Annotated in this window: 15 protein-coding genes; 5 read left to right on the forward strand and 10 right to left on the reverse strand. The window is 54.9% G+C overall.

From position 1 onward, the window contains the following. Positions 1 to 26: 26 nt before the first annotated feature. The 4 genes from RCJ92_RS06790 to RCJ92_RS06805 are packed head-to-tail and all read left to right on the forward strand — an operon-like array spanning position 27 to position 5,261. Positions 27 to 680 carry a hypothetical protein gene (locus RCJ92_RS06790; RefSeq protein WP_446754126.1) on the forward strand — a complete coding sequence of 218 codons (654 nt, stop codon included), beginning with the start codon at positions 27 to 29 and terminating at the stop codon, positions 678 to 680. Beyond that, positions 680 to 3,970: a DEAD/DEAH box helicase family protein gene (locus tag RCJ92_RS06795; RefSeq protein WP_446754127.1), complete on the forward strand. Its 3,291-nt coding sequence runs from the start codon at positions 680 to 682 to the stop codon at positions 3,968 to 3,970. The genes RCJ92_RS06790 and RCJ92_RS06795 overlap by 1 nt, the downstream gene beginning before the upstream one ends. A gap of 2 nt (positions 3,971 to 3,972) precedes the next feature. Beyond that, on the forward strand, positions 3,973 to 5,016 hold the full coding sequence (locus RCJ92_RS06800; protein ID WP_446754128.1) for an Eco57I restriction-modification methylase domain-containing protein: 1,044 nt from the start codon (positions 3,973 to 3,975) through the stop codon (positions 5,014 to 5,016). Between the two features lie 35 nt (positions 5,017 to 5,051). Then, a complete protein-coding gene (locus RCJ92_RS06805; RefSeq protein ID WP_446754129.1) occupies positions 5,052 to 5,261 on the forward strand; it encodes a helix-turn-helix domain-containing protein in 210 nt (69 codons plus the stop codon). A 17-nt stretch (positions 5,262 to 5,278) separates the two neighbouring features. On the opposite strand, the gene RCJ92_RS06810 is transcribed toward RCJ92_RS06805, so the two are convergent. From RCJ92_RS06810 to RCJ92_RS06855, 10 genes are all read right to left on the reverse strand, one after another. Further along, positions 5,279 to 5,677: a hypothetical protein gene (locus tag RCJ92_RS06810; RefSeq protein ID WP_446754130.1), complete on the reverse strand. Its 399-nt coding sequence runs from the start codon at positions 5,675 to 5,677 to the stop codon at positions 5,279 to 5,281. Beyond that, a complete protein-coding gene (locus RCJ92_RS06815) occupies positions 5,674 to 6,876 on the reverse strand; it encodes a site-specific integrase (protein ID WP_446754131.1) in 1,203 nt (400 codons plus the stop codon). Before RCJ92_RS06815 ends, RCJ92_RS06810 begins: the two co-directional genes overlap by 4 nt. Continuing rightward, on the reverse strand, positions 6,791 to 7,813 hold the full coding sequence (locus tag RCJ92_RS06820; protein ID WP_446754132.1) for a type I restriction-modification system subunit M: 1,023 nt from the start codon (positions 7,811 to 7,813) through the stop codon (positions 6,791 to 6,793). The genes RCJ92_RS06815 and RCJ92_RS06820 overlap by 86 nt, the downstream gene beginning before the upstream one ends. 187 nt (positions 7,814 to 8,000) lie before the next feature. After that, a complete protein-coding gene (locus tag RCJ92_RS06825) occupies positions 8,001 to 8,585 on the reverse strand; it encodes a recombinase family protein (protein WP_446754133.1) in 585 nt (194 codons plus the stop codon). 259 nt (positions 8,586 to 8,844) lie between these two features. Then, positions 8,845 to 9,171 carry a hypothetical protein gene (locus RCJ92_RS06830; RefSeq protein WP_446754134.1) on the reverse strand — a complete coding sequence of 109 codons (327 nt, stop codon included), beginning with the start codon at positions 9,169 to 9,171 and terminating at the stop codon, positions 8,845 to 8,847. Between the two features lie 333 nt (positions 9,172 to 9,504). After that, a complete protein-coding gene (locus RCJ92_RS06835) occupies positions 9,505 to 10,509 on the reverse strand; it encodes a hypothetical protein (RefSeq protein ID WP_446754135.1) in 1,005 nt (334 codons plus the stop codon). A gap of 164 nt (positions 10,510 to 10,673) precedes the next feature. Further along, a complete protein-coding gene (locus RCJ92_RS06840) occupies positions 10,674 to 11,240 on the reverse strand; it encodes a recombinase family protein (RefSeq protein ID WP_446754136.1) in 567 nt (188 codons plus the stop codon). A 303-nt stretch (positions 11,241 to 11,543) separates the two neighbouring features. Beyond that, positions 11,544 to 12,761: a hypothetical protein gene (locus RCJ92_RS06845; RefSeq protein ID WP_446754137.1), complete on the reverse strand. Its 1,218-nt coding sequence runs from the start codon at positions 12,759 to 12,761 to the stop codon at positions 11,544 to 11,546. A 159-nt stretch (positions 12,762 to 12,920) separates the two neighbouring features. Then, positions 12,921 to 14,063, reverse strand: a complete 1,143-nt coding sequence (locus tag RCJ92_RS06850; RefSeq protein WP_446754138.1) for a glutamate--cysteine ligase — start codon at positions 14,061 to 14,063, stop codon at positions 12,921 to 12,923. Positions 14,064 to 14,218: 155 nt separating this feature from the next. Next, positions 14,219 to 15,469 (reverse strand): THUMP-like domain-containing protein, encoded by a 1,251-nt coding sequence (locus tag RCJ92_RS06855; RefSeq protein WP_446754139.1) that lies wholly within the window; start codon positions 15,467 to 15,469, stop codon positions 14,219 to 14,221. Positions 15,470 to 16,507: 1,038 nt separating this feature from the next. Between RCJ92_RS06855 and RCJ92_RS06860 the strand changes: the two genes are divergently transcribed. Continuing rightward, positions 16,508 to 17,937: amino acid permease (locus RCJ92_RS06860; protein WP_446754140.1), on the forward strand; the 1,430-nt coding region annotated here is incomplete at its 3' end.

The raw sequence follows: 17,937 nt of genomic DNA on the forward strand, positions 1-17,937 counted from the left end.
AACTAGCCCCAATTTCACGAGGATCCATGACGGAAACTACACCAGACGAACAGCTCATAAAATCACGCGATCGCGTGAGAGCGCATGGGGAGGTCTTCACCCCTAAGTCGATGGTCAACCAGATGCTTGATCTCGTGAAACCAGAATTGGAGACTGGCCCAGGCTTTGTCGATAAGACTTTCTTTGAACCGGCCGCAGGTGATGGTAATTTTTTGGTTGCAATCCTTCGGCGCAAGCTTCATGCTATTGAAAAGCGCTACCAGCCGGGGGTGTGGCCAACAGAAACACTTTTCGCGCTGGCCTCCATCTACGGCATTGAGTTGCTAGCAGACAACCATCAAGCAGCTCAAACTTCCCTTCTGAATACATTCGTAGAGTTTCATCAGCGTGCCGGCAATTCCTGTGGTCCGCGTTCAAACCTCTACCGTGCTGCATCCATGCTCATTGAAAACAACATTATTCAGGGGAACACTCTCACGGGGCTGACAGCTGGTGGTGAAGAAATTCAATTCTCCTGGTGGAACCGCGTACTCAACGAACCAGGCATGGTTCATCGCGAACCATTCTCTCTTTCATCTTTACGAAATTCATCGACAAATCTGGGGATGTTCGATTTCGCAGTCTACGAATCATACGAAGTCTGCCGAATCGAACACGTTTACAAAGAAGTGAGGGCCTAGTGTCTGCTCCTAAAATCAACACGTTTCGCGAGATCACTCCGTATGTCTACTCGTGGTCTACTCCTGATGTTCCAAAATATGTTGGGTGGGAGAAGATTGGTTACACAGAACAGGCTGACGGCCCAGATGCCCGTATCGGGCAGCAAGCTTCGCAGATGTCGATACGAAAGAAGAAAGAATGGGCCTACCGCGCGTTTTTCATGACTGAAAAGGGCGGTCGTTTTACCGACCGTGAATTTCACGCGTACCTCAAGCAGCAGGGCGTTCAGCGTGAACTCGAGCCCAAACGCACGGAATGGCATAATTTCTCAAATATGGCGTTGGGCTCCAAGCAACTTTTCCAAGACTTCATTACCCAAGACGATGCTGAACTTCAACGTTCTGGCACTGATGACTACATTTTGCGCCCTGAACAGAAGGACGCGGTAGAACAGGCTTTGGGAGCCTTTGTCGCTGGTCATGATGAAGTACTGTGGAACGCCAAGCCACGTTTCGGCAAAACGCTTACGACTTACGACCTGATGCGTCAGCTTGAAGCCCGTAGGGTACTGATTGTCACGAATCGTCCTGCCATTGCGAACTCGTGGTTCGATGATTTCACCCGTTTCATTGGGCATCAGACCAGCTACGTGTTCGTCTCTGAGTCCGCATCCCTAGAGGGTCGCCCAACCATGACCCGGGCAGAGTGGAGCAAATATTCTACAGCCCACCAGGACGAGGACCCTCGCATCGTTGAGTTCTTGTCTCTTCAGGATCTGAAGGGTTCTCAATACTTCGGCGGTCACTACAAAAAGCTCAAGCATATTGCTGACTTTGAGTGGGATCTGTTAGTAATTGATGAAGCTCATGAAGGCATTGACACCACCAAGACCGACATTGCGTTCGACAACATCACCCGAGCCAAGACCCTGCATCTTTCGGGCACTCCGTTTAAGGCTCTGGCAGCTGGAAAGTTCAGCGAGGAACAGATCTACAACTGGACTTATGAAGACGAGCAGACTGCACGCGCTGAATGGTCTGACGAGTCGCAGGACAACCCTTACGCATCGTTGCCAACGTTGAACATGTTCACGTACCAACTTTCGCGTATGATTACTGACCAGCTGTCGCGGGGTATGGCCGTTGCTGAAGACGAAGCCAATATTGACTATGCTTTCGATCTCAATGAGTTTTTCAGCACCAAGGACAGCGGTGTATTTGAGCATCGTGAGGACGTTGTTCGGTTCCTCGACCGCCTGACCACTAACGAGAAATACCCCTTCTCCACTCCTGAACTTCGCGAAGAGATTCGCCACTCTTTCTGGTTGCTTGACCGTGTCGCATCGGCCAAGGCCTTAGAAAAGCTGTTGAAGCAACACGATGTGTTCAAGGATTACACGGTTATTCTTGCCGCTGGTGATGGTAAGAGCCATGACAGCTTAGACAGCGCCGCCAATGAAAAGTCTTTAGACCGCGTTCGCAAGGCGATTGCTGATGCCGAAGAGGTCGGTGGCAAGACAATCACCTTGTCAGTGGGTCAGCTCACTACCGGTGTCACCGTGCCCGAGTGGACTGCCGTATTGATGCTGTCAAACCTTACTTCTCCTGCGCTCTACATGCAGGCAGCTTTCCGCGCTCAGAACCCACATACGTTCGTGCGTGGACATCAGGTATTGCAAAAGCAGAACGCTTACATCTTCGATTTTGCGCCAGAACGCACCTTGACCATCGTGGACAAGTTCGCCAATAACTTGCGCCCAGTCGTCACTGGTAGTGGTGAAGAGCGTCAAGAGAACATTCGTCGCTTGCTGAACTTCTTCCCGGTTATCGGTGAAGATTCTGAGGGCAAGATGGTGGAGCTTGATGCCGCCCAGGTGCTGACCATTCCTCAGGTTTTCAAGGCGAAAGAAGTTGTCCGTCGCGGATTCCTATCCAACCTGTTGTTCGACAATGTTGCAGGCATCTTCCGCTACTCCGAGCACGTCAAGGACATCCTTGACAAGTTGCCGGAGGCTAAGGAAGGCAAGCTCAAGACGGGTACGGATATTAACATTCCTGACCCTGCCCCAACGGTTGACCGCGAAGGCAATGCTCACGTGGACACGGATACTGTGATCAATCCAAAGGTCAAAGAGCTAGGCGTTCCGGTATACAGCAAGGAAGAGATTCCTGCTCTCACACCTGAAAAGTCGGTCAGCACGACTGCCAAGGAGCTGGCCAAGATTGTTACCGAGAAAACCGCCGAAACCCGCGACAAACTCAAAGAAGAGTACGGTCTAACCAACAATCAGGTTCAACGTGACATCAAGCAAACTGAAGCCAAGGTTGAGGCAGCTGTTGAACGTGCATACGTCGAGAAACAGATTTCTGAGCAGCACATCGAGGACGAGTTAGAGAGCGCGACTACCGATGAAGAAGTCGCCGCCGTTGAGGAAAAGAAGAGCATTGCTGAGGAAGAGTTCAAAGCAGCAGTCTTGGACATCCTGAACAAGTCCACAGAAGAGGCGGTTCAAGAAACGGTTAAGCGCGAAGAAACCAAGAAAGAACAGAAGCGTGCAAACACCGCAATGGACGAGGTTCGCTCCCGACTGCGCGGTTTCGCTCGCACTATCCCACTGTTCCTTATGGCTTATGGCACGGAAGATATGCGCCTGTCCAACTTCGACGATCACACGCCTGATGTTGTGTTCCAGGAGATCACAGGCATTACCGAAGCCGAGTTCCGTGTTTTGCGTGATGGGCAGACCGTGACTCAAGAGAACGGTGAAAGGGTTCAGATTCCAGGAATGTTTGATGAAGCGGTCTTTGACCAGTCGATTCAAGAGTTCTTAGCGAAGAAAGCAGAACTTGCTGACTATTTCGACGATTCTTTGCCAGAGAACATCTTTGCGTATATTCCGCATCAGAAAACCTCATTGGTGTTCACCCCGCAGCCGGTTGTGACCCGAATGGTTGACCTTCTGGAAAAGGAAAATCCTGGGATCTTTGAGGATCCTGAAAAGACGTTCGCAGACTTGTTCTCGACCGCTGGCCTGTTCCTCATGGAACTGGTACGCCGCTTGGATACGGGTCTCGCACAGAAGATTCCCGATCAGCAGGATCGCCTCAAGCATATTCTCACCAAGCAGCTGTTCGAGATGAGTCACAACCAAATTCTGCACGACATCACCTTCGAGGCAGTGTCTGGCGGTATTGAAGAACGTAAACATTGGATGGATGATTCCGGTCATTATCAAGTTGGTAACTTGGCAGAAATGACTGAGGATGAGCGCAAGAAAATCGTGAGCGACATGCTTCAGGAAGGCAACTAATCATGGATAAGAAATTCGATGTAGTCATCGGGAACCCGCCGTACCAAAACGATGCGCAAGGTGCGTCGGGGCGTTCAGAACCGATTTACCATCACTTTATGGATGCTGCATATGAACTCAGCGACAAGGTTGTATTGATTACACCAGCACGTTTCTTGTCGAACTCAGGCCAGACCCCTGCCGCCTGGAATAAAAAGATGCTAGCTGACACTCATTTGATGGTTGCTCATTACGAATCTAACTCGAATGAAATCTTTCCAGGCACTGACATTAAGGGTGGAATTGCTGTAACGTATCGCGATACTGCTAAAGAGGTTAAGCCTATCGGGGTTTTCCTTGGCGATACTAGCCAAGAATTGAATTCTGTCCTGCGCAAGGTTCCTAGTACGAATCATCAATCATTCTCAAATTTGGTGAGTTCACGGGCACTGTACCGTTTTTCTGACATGGCCATGCTGGAGCACTCTGAAATTGCTGCTATACAAGGTAACGGGACCGGGTCCCAGATCACGCCGCCAAGTTTGGGATTGTTCGCAGACATATTGTTTTATGAAAGCGAACCCAATGACGAAAACACCTATGTTCAATTACTTGGGCTCTTGAAAGGAAAACGTGTTCGACGTTGGATCCGAAAAGATTACACGAATCAACCGGAATCACTAGATCGGTGGAAGGTTCTGGTCGCAAAATCCAATGGAAGTGGATCGTTCGGTGAGGTCTTAAGCAGTCCCGTAGTAGCCGAACCGGGGTTAGGCCACACAGATACTTTTTTGACAGTAGGGTCATTCGCTGAAGCGACAGAAGCACAAAGTTGCTTAGTCTACATCAAGACAAAATTTGTTCGAGCGCTTTTGAGCATTTTGAAAACTACTCAAGACAATCCTAAAGGAAAGTGGAAATACGTTCCGTTGCAGGACTTCACGTCCACGTCTGACATCGACTGGTCCAAGTCGGTCGCTGAGATTGACCAGCAGCTTTACAAGAAGTACAAGCTTTCCCCAGAGGAAATCGACTTTATCGAGTCAAACGTCCAGGCGATGGACTAGGTTTTATTGCCATGACTGACTCACAGCCAAACCCTATGTCTGAGATTGCCCAGCAGGTTCGTACGATTCGCACGGCCCTCGGGCTATCTCAGGGCTTGCTTGCTGAGAAGGCGGGTGTTTCCCGTCCGTCTGTGGCTCGTGTTGAAGCCGGTGAGGGTGTCAGTACGGACACCTTAGCGAAGATCACCGATGCGCTGGGTCTCAAGCTGGTCGTTACCGCGCCTGAAGAGCCTGAGGATGGATAACAGTTCAAGGTGGCTTCCTATCTAGATTGAGGAGTTCGACGGATGTCGACCACCTTGGACTTGTCTACTGCGCCGTGTTGTTCTTCTAGGGCAAGCACGTTGATAACACGTTCTAATTGCTGACGGTCGTTGGTTAGGTTGCGAATCTCGTCTCGAAGCTCTGCAATTGTTTTATCGCGTTCTTTGAGCTGTTTGCGGAGTTCGACGACAACAGCAGGCTCGCGACCGGTCGTTTCAATACGCGCCTTGAACTCTTCTTGGAGGTCGGTGTGTTTATGGGTTAGTACCCAGCGTTTCACACCGGCCTCTTCGGCCAGTGACTTGATGGTGAGCTTTCCGTCTGAACGGATCGGTTCACCATTCACTAGCCGTTCCATTGCGTCACGGATTGCTTGTCGTAGTGTTTCGTCACTCATAGCTCAACACCATTCTCTTTGTGCGAATCTACTAGGGCTTCTAAAGCTTGGACACGCTGTTTTGACCGTTCTCGCAGCGGTAATGGAGCAATCTCTGATTCCGACTCAACCTTTGATTCGTCTATCATTTGCTGGATTCGCGAGATGTGCTCGTCGGTTCGCGCAATGTTGGCGCATCGAGAGTCACAAGCTGTTGCATCCGGGCTTTGGCCTACACCCTTATTGACCTTCCGGTCAGGGTGACAAAGTGCTTTTGCCGGGTCGTAACAGCAAGCGAGAATCTGTGGCCCGTTGTCGTAGATTCTCAAAGCGGGATTTCGCATCAACGAAGCAGCTTGCTTAGCGTTCATCACTTTGCCGCCATAAACCGCTCTGTACTCATCCACAGCAAGCTTGTACCGCTGCGCTGCGGGACCACTCACATGGCTCTTACCATCAGCCGCATCCATGGCTCGTGCAAGCCCGTCTGAAACGCTTAAAGCCTCTTCAAGTGGGAACAGGTCGCGCAACCCAGCAGACACCCTAGAACCGTATCCATCCGTCGTATAGCTGTGCAGATGCCCGTATTGGACACCAAGTGCAACGCGACCTCCCGGCTGCCGGTAAATGAACCAAGCCAGAGTACGCCTAAACCGTCTCAAAGAGATTCGTCCTGACGGATCATCTGGAATGATTTCGTGTGTCCTACCAAGCCTCTCAGACTGTTCATTGTCAGCGCTGTCATCGGTGAAGGTTTCGATGGGTGAAGCTGAGATTATGCCGCTGCGTGCTTGCCATTCATAGAATCGGCGGCAGGCGGCAAGTTCTCTACGGAATTTTGCCCCAGAAATTCGGGCAGGGTTGCGGTCATCGCGTCGTCGCCAGTATTCGTAGTCCTCGAATACTTCGACAGTACATTCGCGCCAGTCTAGATTCTGGCTTGATAAAAAGTTGAAATGCGTGCGTAGGTCTTTGACGTAAGACTCTTGAGTTGCACGGCTAAGGCGCCGGAATGAGCGGTCGTGCAGATAAGCACTGACACTGGGATCTGGAAAACCGTCTGGCTTTAAGAGGAAGAACTCGTCGTGACGAAGTCCGACTTCCTCTTCTCGTTGGGCAAGGTTGTGAAAGTCTTTAGGCAGCCAGTTGGAAATTGTCTCTGGTTTGAGTGGCCTGGCGCTCCGAAGTCTCCACCCGACAAACGCATCGGTGTTCGTCATGGCAGAATGCTACCGAACAGCACCGACAGTCTAGGTTGCAACAAGAATCGTTGCAACATAAAAACTTTGAAGGGAACGGCGGATTGGAAAGGCAGTAGTTGAACGTCGCGCCCGCGTGGCCGTCATTGACGAGTGTGTCGTCGTGCACGATGGCGTCGACCGATTGTCCCTTGATGACCATGTCGGCCTTGCAGATCGCGTAGGACTGAGGGTTCAGCTCTTGGCCAGCGAGTGTCAGACGCGCTCGGGGATTCATGTCCATGAGGCGGTCTTCGGCGACGGAGAGCATGCCGCCGGTGCCTGCGGTGGGGTCGTAGACCGACCGGACGATGTCCCCATCGCGTAGGGCTTGGTCGTCTTCGTTGAATAGAAGATCAACCATGAGCTCGATGACTTCGCGGGGGGTGAAATGTTCGCCGGCGGTTTCGTTGGATGCTTCTGCGAATTTGCGGATGAGCTCTTCGAAGATGTGGCCCATTTGGTCGTTGGTGACTGTATCAGGATGCAGGTTGACTTCGGCGAAGCGTTGAATGACCAGCAGTAGCAGGTTGGCTTCTTCGAGTTCTTCGATGCGATCTTCGATCTTGTATTTCACGAAGATGTCACGCACGTTCTCGGAGAACGCGTTGATGTAGGAGAGGAGGTTTTCGCGGAGGTTATCCGCGTCCCCGATAAGGGCGCCCAGGTCATAGCGACTAGTGTTGTAGAAGGAGTGTTGGTGACCTGCCTTGGTTTTGAGCAGTATCGGACGGACGGGAAGTCCCTTGGCTTCTGCCTCGGCAACAACTTCTAAGACTTGGGGTTTCGTTTCGGCGAGGACTGCGTCGAGGCGGCGTAGCACGGTGAAGGGGAGGACGAAGTCCCCGTACTGGTGAGCCTTGAAATTGCCGCGGAGGAGATCTGCGATGCCCCAGATGAAGGACGCGTGCTTGCTCATGAGAATATGCCTTTTTCAACTACCTGTTTGACTGCGGTGGCGCTGGTCAATATCAATGTTTCACTTAAGGATTCTGTCACTTCCCAGTGCTACTTGGCTTATCGGTGACTACGACAAGTTGCGGAGTCGGGCGCAGTGCTGTCTTCGTGCCATGCGTTAAGGTAAGTGCTGGATGCCTACCGTTGATTTATGACCCCTGCAGTTCCTTGATCCTTCGATACAGCGTCGCCCGTGACATGCCCAGGTCCTTGGCGACCTGGGTTGATGGTTCGCCGGCTTGGATGAGTTTTGCTGCGGTGCGGATCTGCGATTCGGTAAAGGTGGGCCGTCGGCCCCCGAGGTCGCCACCGGTGGTGCGGCGTTTAGTGACGGAATCGGTGACGCGTTCGCGCTTGATTTCCAGCTCCATTTGGGCCAGTGCGGCCATGACGGTGAAGACCATAGCGCCCATGGGCGTTTTGGTGTCTACATCGCCGCCGCCGAGGTTCAGCACGCGGAGTCCGATATTGCGCTCGCGCAGGCTTGCGGCGAGTTCGAGCATTCTCTGGGTGGAGCGCCCGAGCCGGTCCAAAGTCGTGATCACCAAGGTGTCCTCCGGATGCAACGCGTTGAGTGCTTTGTCTAGGCCTGGCCGTTTGGCCAGGGCTCCGGACTGGCCGTGGTCGACGTAAAGGTCATCCCGTCGGACCCCAGAGGCGAGAAGATCTTGGATTTGTCGGTCAGCGTCTTGGGCTTTGGTGGATACGCGGGCATAGCCGATCAGGTTGGTCATCGGTCCTTCAAAAAATGTCTCGCAACTAATGGTGTAGACAAGATTCTACGCCACTGGTTGTGAAACATAGTTGCGAGAATTTCGGTCCGTTGAGTTTCCGCTGATTTGTTGTCGGGGGAGTGGTGCGCGATGAGACGTCTTGTAATCCATAGAATGTAAGACCTACTGTCGTTGTTCTCCAATAGTCTCTTCAAGGTGTGAAAGAACCGTCCGGATTTAATACCGGACGGTTCAAGGAGAAGACTAAGCAACGATGTGACTACTGAGCGTCATTTGACTTCCATGTTTCGAAGTTCGGTTCTTGAAGCGGCACATTATTCATATCCTTGTATGCCCAGGAAAGAGGGTTCTCACCAAAATCTTCACCGGAAACATTGAGATATCCCAGTGAACCGTATATTTTTACAGTTTCAACCTTTGGCCAATGAGAATCTTCCGATTTGACTCTTTCAATCCGAGAAACAATCATATGACCCGTGTTGAAAACGTGATAACCATAAGTCCACGTCTCATTATCGTGGAAATACTCAAAGCTATCGTGTGGTTCTCCCGAGTCGTACCAACGATACGCAACTTTCGCAGACACAGATCCCCCTCTTGTTTTCGGTTGAGATGAAATATAAGCAATACTCAGGATACCGAACAAGAGTATGGTGGCCGGGGGGCGCTTCAAATAAATGTCGACCACCCATAGCGACCGACATTGGGCTCCAATATCTCTACCCAATAACTTGTTGGATCTGTGTCGAGACTTACAGCGTCGCTTCGAAAACGTCCTCGCCTCACCTTCAGCTGCAAGCGGCAAAGACGCGGTAAAGACACTCAACGTTGCTCGACGCACACTTGAAACCGATGGCTGGTCGCCGATACTAGCGAGACAGCACAGCCCAGAAGGACAAACTAACCAGTGAAGAGTCAATCAGTATGTAGCAGCCATAGTCGACCTCGTGCGGCGGTCGTCCATGAACGCTTCCATTCCGCGGAATGGGTGCTCTTGTTGTATTTCTTGTCTAGTAAACCTTGGGGTTAGGAGGGCTGTCCCGAATCCAAAGGCAGTGGTGAGAGAACAGTAGCCTTCTTCAAACCGGAAGTCTGGATCAATTTGCCGTCGAACCTCGTCGCTAAACCAATTCACATAGCGGGTCAATTCTAACGCGAGATCTTCCATCAAGGAACGATCGAATTTGTACTCTGCGAGAAGTTGGTTGTAGAGAGGCTCGTTCCACTCGCGGATCTTGTAGTAGGTCCTGTATTTGATGTAGGCGTCAACTTCGTACGAATTCTCGTTGAGTTTGCAGAGGAGTTCGTTCAGTACGATGCCGATGTCAATGCAAATATTCTTGACCTTTTCCCGTCCATTTGGCCAGGGTCGCTTTGCTAGCCATACGAGGGCCGCCCTCGCGTCTTCTACGAATGCGGCCTTTAACGTGACCTCGCCACCCTGAAAAAAGCCGGTGTAGTTGTCATCCCAGTTATCCAGGTCCAGTCGTATCGTGAGCCCGTCAATTATGCGCGCCCATTGTTCATCCGATTGCAGAGCTATACGATCCTGCGAGGGGCGGATACTATCTTCGTGTGCAGCTTTCATTGCGAGAAGCACCTCAACAGGAAAGCGGGTTTCGTCGGCGTCCACAAGGCTGTGATGCGTCGGGCATAGGAGGATCAGGTTGGAATATTCATCACGCTGATCACGCGTTAGCGGCGAGGTTCCGCGAGGGCCGTCAGGTTTCTGGGCGACAATATGCGCCTCTTCTCCAATCACGACAGCCTTCGAGGATGAGTCGTACTCTTGGGCGAGCTCGAATGTGCAGTCAGTGAAGCTGCACTGATTGCCCGAGCGACCCCACAACATTTTGCGACCGTGGACAGACAGACCCATTATTTCTCTTTCTCGGCCAGCGATCACAATATTGGTGGGTGTCACTAGCCCGGTGATTTCATGACGGCACTCCGTCCATTACAGATATAAAGTGGTCCGAACTGCGAAGAAAGGAGGTGTTGAAACTTTAAAACACCTGCTTGGAGGACCACCTTTCACGGCACTAATCTACAGGGTCCGATCTCCTCCTGCGCGTTGAACGCACTGTATTAGTTCGTTGCTGTCCTATTGAGCGCCCGGTAGACGGTGCTACGACTTACGCCAAGCACTTCGCCGATCTGTGCCACAGTCATATCGCGCTGTTCATAGAGCCTTTTAGCGGTGCGCAGCTTGTCGGGCGAGAGGGACGATGGTCTTCCGCCAGTACGGCCACGGGCACGGGCCGCGGCTAAGCCGGCATTGGTTCGTTCACGGATGAGGTCGCGCTCAAACTCTGCCAGGGAAGCAAAGATGTTGAACACGAGCCGGCCACCGGAAGAACTGGTGTCGATATTCTCCTGCAAGGATTTGAACTCGATTCCTTGTTGTTGCAGTGCTTCCATATGGTTGATCAGATGGCGGATGGATCGTCCGAGTCGGTCCAGTCGCCAGACCACAAGCGTGTCTCCAGGGCGGATCTGGTCTAGTAGCTTGTCGAGTTCGGGGCGTGATTCGAGGGCGCCGGAGGTGGTGTCGGTGAAGATGCGATAGCAGCCGGCAGCGGTGAGTGCGTCGTGTTGGAGTTGTGCGTCTTGGTCTCCGGTGGAGACTCTGGCGTACCCGAGAAGGTGTCCCATGGGTATGATTGTATCAATACTCGTGGAATGGTCACTGTTTCGACGCATAGTTTGTGGCATTGAGTTCTGCGATAAAATGCTCCTAAAAATATGTTGATTTTTCAACTGTCTAAGATTTTCGGTCAAGCCAGCGGATGACTGTGTCATAAACGACCCTTTTTGGGAGACAGCTCGAAGAGGACATTGTCCGCAATCGTTTCATTTCGCGTCACGCGGCCGGTCATCGATGCTGTGGAAGACACGGGGCGTTCCCGAATTGTCGCAGACCTAGCAATACAGTGACTCCGAGCGACCGAGCAACCCCTACGAGGTGAAGTCTTTCTTCGGTGCGCCAAACTTCCGAACGTCAACGAGGAGGGTTATTTGCAGTTCGTCAATTTCGTCCAAGGTGAGAGAAGCCCGGAGATCTTCTACAATCATCAATTTTTCCCCTTCACCTAGTGTCCCGAACTTATGGATCTTGCCTAATGCCTTGTGGATCTTTGCTGTTTCTTCGATGTCTGCTACGCCGCCTTGCAAGTCGCTGGAGTTGTCCTCAGTAATGCTTGTAGGAAGTTTGATATAGGTTCCACCTGCTAGGGCGAGGCCGTGTTCACCCGCTGCTAAATCATCAAGATTAGTCGGATCGTTGCTCACAAAAAACTGGTTGCCTTTGAATGCTGCTTTGTGCATCAGGGCCAACAGAGCTGGGGTAGGGCCCGCGATTGAAAACCTGGTGTTTAGCTCTTCTGCGGCTAAAGCCCGGAACAGCTGCGCATAACGGAACCGCGCCTCAGTGACTGCTTCCCGTGATTGCCAATCCTGGGGGATCCATGTGGGACGGCCCCTCTTGGCATGAAATATTGCGGTTCGCATCTGACAGTAGAGCTCGTTGAAAATCGCGTTGCTCGCCGATGGGTGAGTTGACGGAGCGAAAGGGGTCAAATCTAGAGTCTTATGGATGGTGTTTAGTGCACCTTTTATCCACTCGCTTTCCTTCTTACCTTGGTCATTTGGAACGAGTTGACTGAGCAGAGCCTCCAGCGCTAGGTAGAGGTTGCGAAACGAATCGTAAAGGTCCGTTGATGCTTCAGAAGCGCGATAGTAACGCAGACTTTCATGCCACGCCTGCAATAGCGGTGCAGTGGGCGCTATGACGTTGCCGTTGAGATCGAAGGCTACGCTATTTGCTTTCAAGCTTGTAGTGACTTGGGCTTGCCCAATGATTCTCAGTGTGCGATGTCCAGAAGCTACCCAGCAAACTATGTAGGGTCTCTCCTCGTGGGCGATCTGCAGTGGTCGGCCGCCTTGGGAGAAATGTAAATCTAGCGCCTGATTGGCTGTCTTGCGCGCGCTTTCATGGGTCTCTTTATAGTCTTCTCCTGGACAGTTTCGCACGACAATGTAGTTGCCTGCTGAAGGGATTAGAGCCTGAGAGCCGTCTTCAAATTGGTGCTCAAATCTCTCGTCATTTGAGGCGGATGCCAGCTCAAAGACTGCGGCACCTTGTGTACCAAGGCGTACTTCTCCGAAACTCGCCATGCCTCAGTCTGACAGATATTGATCGGTACGTGCCCTGCGTTCCAACTCTGACTTTGAGTACGCATGTCATGTTGGATGTTTCAGAAACCAGGGTTTTTAAGACTGCAGATGATTCCCAGTACGCAGCAACTTCAGCAGATATGATCTTTACTTCTGTGGCTACAGGGCTTCTAGCCGCGCTACGTTGTCCTTCACTACAGCCTTGAAGTCCCCACCTGACGCCGCAAATACCTGACGCTGCAGTTGGTATTCCCCGCCGCGGTCGATGATGTCCAAGACGCTGGCCAGTTCCTCAGCGCAGCCCAGCCGCTCGGCCACCGGCATGAGCCGCTTGACCTCCTGGCGCAGGTGGTCAGTCACCAGCATTTCATCACCTTGCGCGTTGAGGATGATGATCGCGTCCAGCCCATAGCGGGCGGCACGCCACTTGTTCTCGGTCCGGAACCAGCGGGGCATGACCGGGATTTTGTACCCGGCCTCCAGGCTCAGCGACATGTCGTGCACCAGGCATTGGGTCAGCGCAGTGATCGCCTTGATGTCGGCAATACTGCTTACCCCGTCGCAGATACGCATCTCCACGGTGCCTAGCCGGGGCACCGGACGCACATCCCAGCGAATTTCTGAGACGTCGTCGATGACTCCAGTGTGCATCATGTCCCCAACATGGGATTCATATTCAGCCCAGTCATTGAAGTGGTACGGGATGCCGGCGGCGGGCAGCTGCTGGAAGAGCAGGGAACGCTGTGAAGCGTAGCCGGTGTCCTCCCCGCCCCAGTAGGGGCTGGAGGCGGTTAACGCCTGGAAGTGCGGCTGGTAGTTGATCAGCCCGTCGGTGATCGGCAGCGCCTTGTCGCGGCTGTCCACGCCAACGTGGACATGCACCCCGTAGATCACCATCTGCCGTCCCCACCACTGGGTGCGGTCAATGAGCTTGGCGTAGCGGTCCTTGTCGGTCACCGGCTGAAGGGTGGGTGCCGCGAAGGGGTGGGAGCCGGCGCAATACAGGTCTACGCCCAGCGGATTGGTAACCTCGGTCAGCAACCGGACATTCTGGCACAGTTCCTCGGCGGCCTCGGCCACCGTGTGATGCACACCGGTCACCACTTCCACCGTGTTCAGCAGAAGCTCCGGCTTGATGGTCGGGTGCTCCTCATTGGGGGCGATCCCGTCACGTTCCTTGACCGCGGCGAGTACCTCTTCGGCCACCGAGCACAGATCGGCGGTCTGCTGGTTCACCAGGGCGATTTCCCATTCGACGCCGATGGTTGACTGCTCGGACTGGGCAAAGTCGATCTTCTGCACGGCACTCCTTGAATCCGCGGTGGTGCGCGCGTGCCGGATGTCTTGCCGACGGCCGCCCCACAGGCCAGTGTGGTTACTTCAAACTAGCTCATTTTCGCGCACGTGCGCTCCAATCGGCCGGTGACGGGCCGCAGGGAGGGCAAATCGCGTGAAGGTTACGGCCCAGTGATGGCTTCAACCTCGATGGCCAGGCGCTTGTCGCCAATCCTGGCCAGCACCAGTGTCGCGTGGTTTTTGGCGCTCTTCGGGACTCCGGACAGCAGAATCCTCCGCAGCTCTTCGGGGGTGACGTCCACCCCGCGCTTCTTGATCTCCAGCTGACCAATTTGATTTGCCTTGACCCAGCTACGCAGCTTCTTGACGTTGTAGTCGTGCACCTTGATCACCTTGTATCCGCGGGCGAAGGGAGTCTCCAGCGGCTTCTCGTGCGTGAAGTAGGCAATGTGCTCATCGAGCAGGGTGCCGCCGGTCTGCTGGAGCAGTTCGGCGATCAGGTGCGAACGGATCACCGCGCCATCCGGCTCGTAGATGTAGTTGGAAAGTTCGCCCACCGGAGCGGTGGCGCCCTGCTCGGCGGGGAGCGGGGAGGTCAGTTCGTGGGCGCCGTCCTTGTCAATGACCAGCGCGGCGCGTTTCGCCTCGGGACGGGCCAGACGACCGAACCACAGACAGGCTTCTATGACCGAGCCGTGATCGGAGATCCATACGGCCTCGGCGGTGGCTGGAATGGCCTCATGCGGCACGCCTGGTCCCAGCTTCACTCCCACATCCTTGCCCGCATCCACCAAGGCTTCGACAAAGGACAGGGGAGGGGAGAAGGACTCGGGATCGAAGATGCGCTTGGTGTTCCCGTTGGCCTCGGTGCGGCGGGCTGGGTCCAGCCAGACCCCGTCCACCGCCTCCAAATCCACATCCTCGGCCTGACCGTGCATTACGGTCGCCTGCGGGAACGGCATCAAATTCAGTGTCAGTGCTGCGGCGGTGGTTTCATCACGCTCCACGGCGGTGACTTTCAGCTCCGCGCTGGCCAGGGCGATGGCGTCTGCGCCGATGCCGCTGCCCAGATCCGCTACATGGGTGCACCCGGCTGCCACGAAGCGGCGGGCATGCAGTCCGGCAATCATCAACCGGGTGGCCTGTTCCAGGCCTGCTGGCGTGAAGATCAGTGAGTCGGCAAAGGGACCGAATTTCACCCTGCCTCGATAGCGCAACTGCGACTGGGCGACGACGGCGCGCACAACCGCAGGGTCATGTCCTTCTTTGCGCAGTTTTTCATTCAGTGCCCATGCCGCATCCTTACTGGCCAGCATCGAGGGGTCGATGCTCGCCAATAATTGCCATCCCTCGGGGGAGAGCAGGGCGGCGAACTGGTCATTTAGTGCGGAGTCATTGGAGGCCTGGGGCATGAATCCAGAGTATCGGAGAACCCTTTACGGGGGCTGACGCCCATCAGCATGCCACCAGCTAGGCTTCCCCTAGGACTGACACTCGGGCACGACCACTGACGGGGGCTCGGCCCGCGCACAACGGGCGAGACCGTCGCCAGCAGCCCGAACTGGCTCGTCTTGGTGTTACTTTCTTCACGCTCAAATTCAGGCCCCCGCACCAGATAGGGGATCTTACTCACCCTCACGCGTTTGGTCTCAGGCGTTGGCGGTATTGTCTGCAACGTCGTCAAACACGTCCATGCGACAGAAGTGCTTCACCAAAAGTTTATCGCTCCGGAAGTTACAGCAGTATTTGCTGATGCTCAGAGGATCGGATTCGAGTGACCGCCGGGGGAAGAATATAATCCGGCGCCGCGTTGTGCCGCAAGGACGTCGTTGACATCCAGCGTCGATACGTCACCTCCGCGAAGCCTGTGATGCAGAAGTGATGTTTAGAACGACAGAAGCTAGTTCGGCGCCCAAATGCGCCGAGCGAACAGAACCAAGGAACACCACGAGCATGACTTTGACCCAGCCGTCCGGCGGAGCGAGCGCACTAGTCCCTGCCGGCCGTGCCACCGTAGGGGCACCGTTGGCAGGGGAATATGACATATTTGCGTCATATTTTGGGCTGCCGCTCCCGCGCTTGTCGCGCAATTGCCGGGGCTGGCTGGTCGTGGAAAACCCAGTGTGGAGGCGAGATGAAGCCCTCGCGCCGGGCTCACCCGCTGGCGAGACGTCCTTGATGCCTTTCGAACAGCCACAGCAATGCTGTGTCTCCGCTCACGAAAGCATCACGAAAACCCTTCCTGTCGCTGGCGCTCGAACGGCTCCATTTTCGTCAGGCGAAGTTGCGGGCTATCTTTTGCCCGCCCGAACTGAATCCCAGCCTGCCCGCAGGTCGCCGGCCTCGCCTCCGCGACCCCGAACCGTGAGCGCCAAGCACGTTAATCGATCCACTACCCAGGCTGTGACGGAGGTCGCACCCGGTGAGGGAAATGGTGTTGTATGTCACCGATGAGTAAAACAAGCGTGGAAACCCAGGAACAGAGGCCGGCTTCTTCGCTCGGTGACCAGGCAACGCTGCCCGGCGCACCGTGTGGAGACCAGGAGCCAGATAAGAAACTGCGGCGCTCCCTAGGCAGCCGCCACCTGCAGATGATCGCCATCGGCGGTTCCATCGGCACCGGATTGTTCGTCGCCTCCGGCGGCACCATTTCCCAGGCCGGTCCCGGTGGTGCACTCGTGGCCTACGCAGCAGTGGGCCTGATGGTCTACCTGCTGATGCAGTCCCTGGGGGAGATGGCGGCCAAGATCCCGGTCGCCGGCTCCTTCCAGACCTTCGCCACCCGCTTCGTCTCCCCGTCCTTCGGGTTCGCGATCGGCTGGAACTACTGGTTCAACTGGGCCATCACCGTGGCCGCCGAACTGGTGGCGGCCGGAATTGTCATGAACTTCTGGCTGCCCGGGGTTCCGGGCTGGATCTGGGCGGCGGTCTTCCTGGCCCTGCTGACCGGCCTGAACGCACTGTCGGCCAAGGCCTTCGGCGAGGGGGAGTTCTGGTTGGCGCTGATCAAGGTGGTCACGGTGATCGCCTTCCTCATCGCCGGTGTGCTGATGATCTTCGGGGTCATCGGTCAGGGACAGTCCGGCTTCGGACAGTGGACCAACCCCGATGACGTCTTCCACGGCGGCTTTGTTTCCATCATCGCCGTGTTCATGATCGCCGGCTTCTCCTTCCAGGGCACCGAGCTGGTGGGCGTGGCCGCGGGCGAGGCCAAGAACCCGCGCCGCGAGGTGCCCCGCGCCATTCGCACCGTCTTCTGGCGCATCATGCTGTTCTACATTGGCGCCATCTTTATCATCGGCACCCTGGTGCCGTTGACCGACCCGAGCCTGCTGGCCTCCGGGGAGGCCGACGTGGCGGCCAGCCCGTTCACCATGGTCTTTGAGCGTGCCGGCATCGCCTTCGCCGCCGCCCTGATGAACGCCGTCATCCTCACCGCCATCCTCTCGGCCGGCAACTCGGGGCTGTACGCCTCGACCCGCATGCTCTACTCCATGGCGCTGGATGGCAAGGCGCCGAAGGTCTTCGGCAAGCTGAACCGCCGCGGCGTGCCGATGCCGGCGCTGCTGGCCACCGCATCGGTGGGCCTGTTCGGCTTCCTGACTGCGATTGTTGGCCAGGGTGCGGCCTACGCCTGGCTGCTGAACGTCTCCGGGTTGTGCGGATTCATAGTCTGGGCGGGCATTGCCATCTCCCACTACCGGTTCCGCCGCGGCTTCCTGGCCCAGGGGCACTCGGTCAGCGAGCTGCCCTACAAGGCGGCCCTGTTCCCGATCGGCCCGCTGGTGGCCTTCGCGGTGTTGATCCTGGTGATCGCCGGGCAGAACTACGAGGCGGTGCTGGCCGGGCGGGGCATGGAGGTGCTATCGGCCTACATCGG

Source organism: Glutamicibacter sp. BSL13 (genome assembly GCF_052928425.1).

Coding starts and splice junctions, on each gene's coding strand:
- RCJ92_RS06815 (WP_446754131.1), bottom strand. CDS start 6,876: ATGACGAACACCGATGCGTTTGTCGGGTGGAGACTTCGGAGCGCCAGG.
- RCJ92_RS06825 (WP_446754133.1), bottom strand. CDS start 8,585: ATGACCAACCTGATCGGCTATGCCCGCGTATCCACCAAAGCCCAAGAC.
- RCJ92_RS06790 (WP_446754126.1), top strand. CDS start 27: ATGACGGAAACTACACCAGACGAACAGCTCATAAAATCACGCGATCGC.
- RCJ92_RS06845 (WP_446754137.1), bottom strand. CDS start 12,761: ATGGCGAGTTTCGGAGAAGTACGCCTTGGTACACAAGGTGCCGCAGTC.
- RCJ92_RS06800 (WP_446754128.1), top strand. CDS start 3,973: ATGGATAAGAAATTCGATGTAGTCATCGGGAACCCGCCGTACCAAAAC.
- RCJ92_RS06820 (WP_446754132.1), bottom strand. CDS start 7,813: ATGAGCAAGCACGCGTCCTTCATCTGGGGCATCGCAGATCTCCTCCGC.
- RCJ92_RS06840 (WP_446754136.1), bottom strand. CDS start 11,240: ATGGGACACCTTCTCGGGTACGCCAGAGTCTCCACCGGAGACCAAGAC.
- RCJ92_RS06805 (WP_446754129.1), top strand. CDS start 5,052: ATGTCTGAGATTGCCCAGCAGGTTCGTACGATTCGCACGGCCCTCGGG.
- RCJ92_RS06855 (WP_446754139.1), bottom strand. CDS start 15,469: ATGCCCCAGGCCTCCAATGACTCCGCACTAAATGACCAGTTCGCCGCC.
- RCJ92_RS06810 (WP_446754130.1), bottom strand. CDS start 5,677: ATGAGTGACGAAACACTACGACAAGCAATCCGTGACGCAATGGAACGG.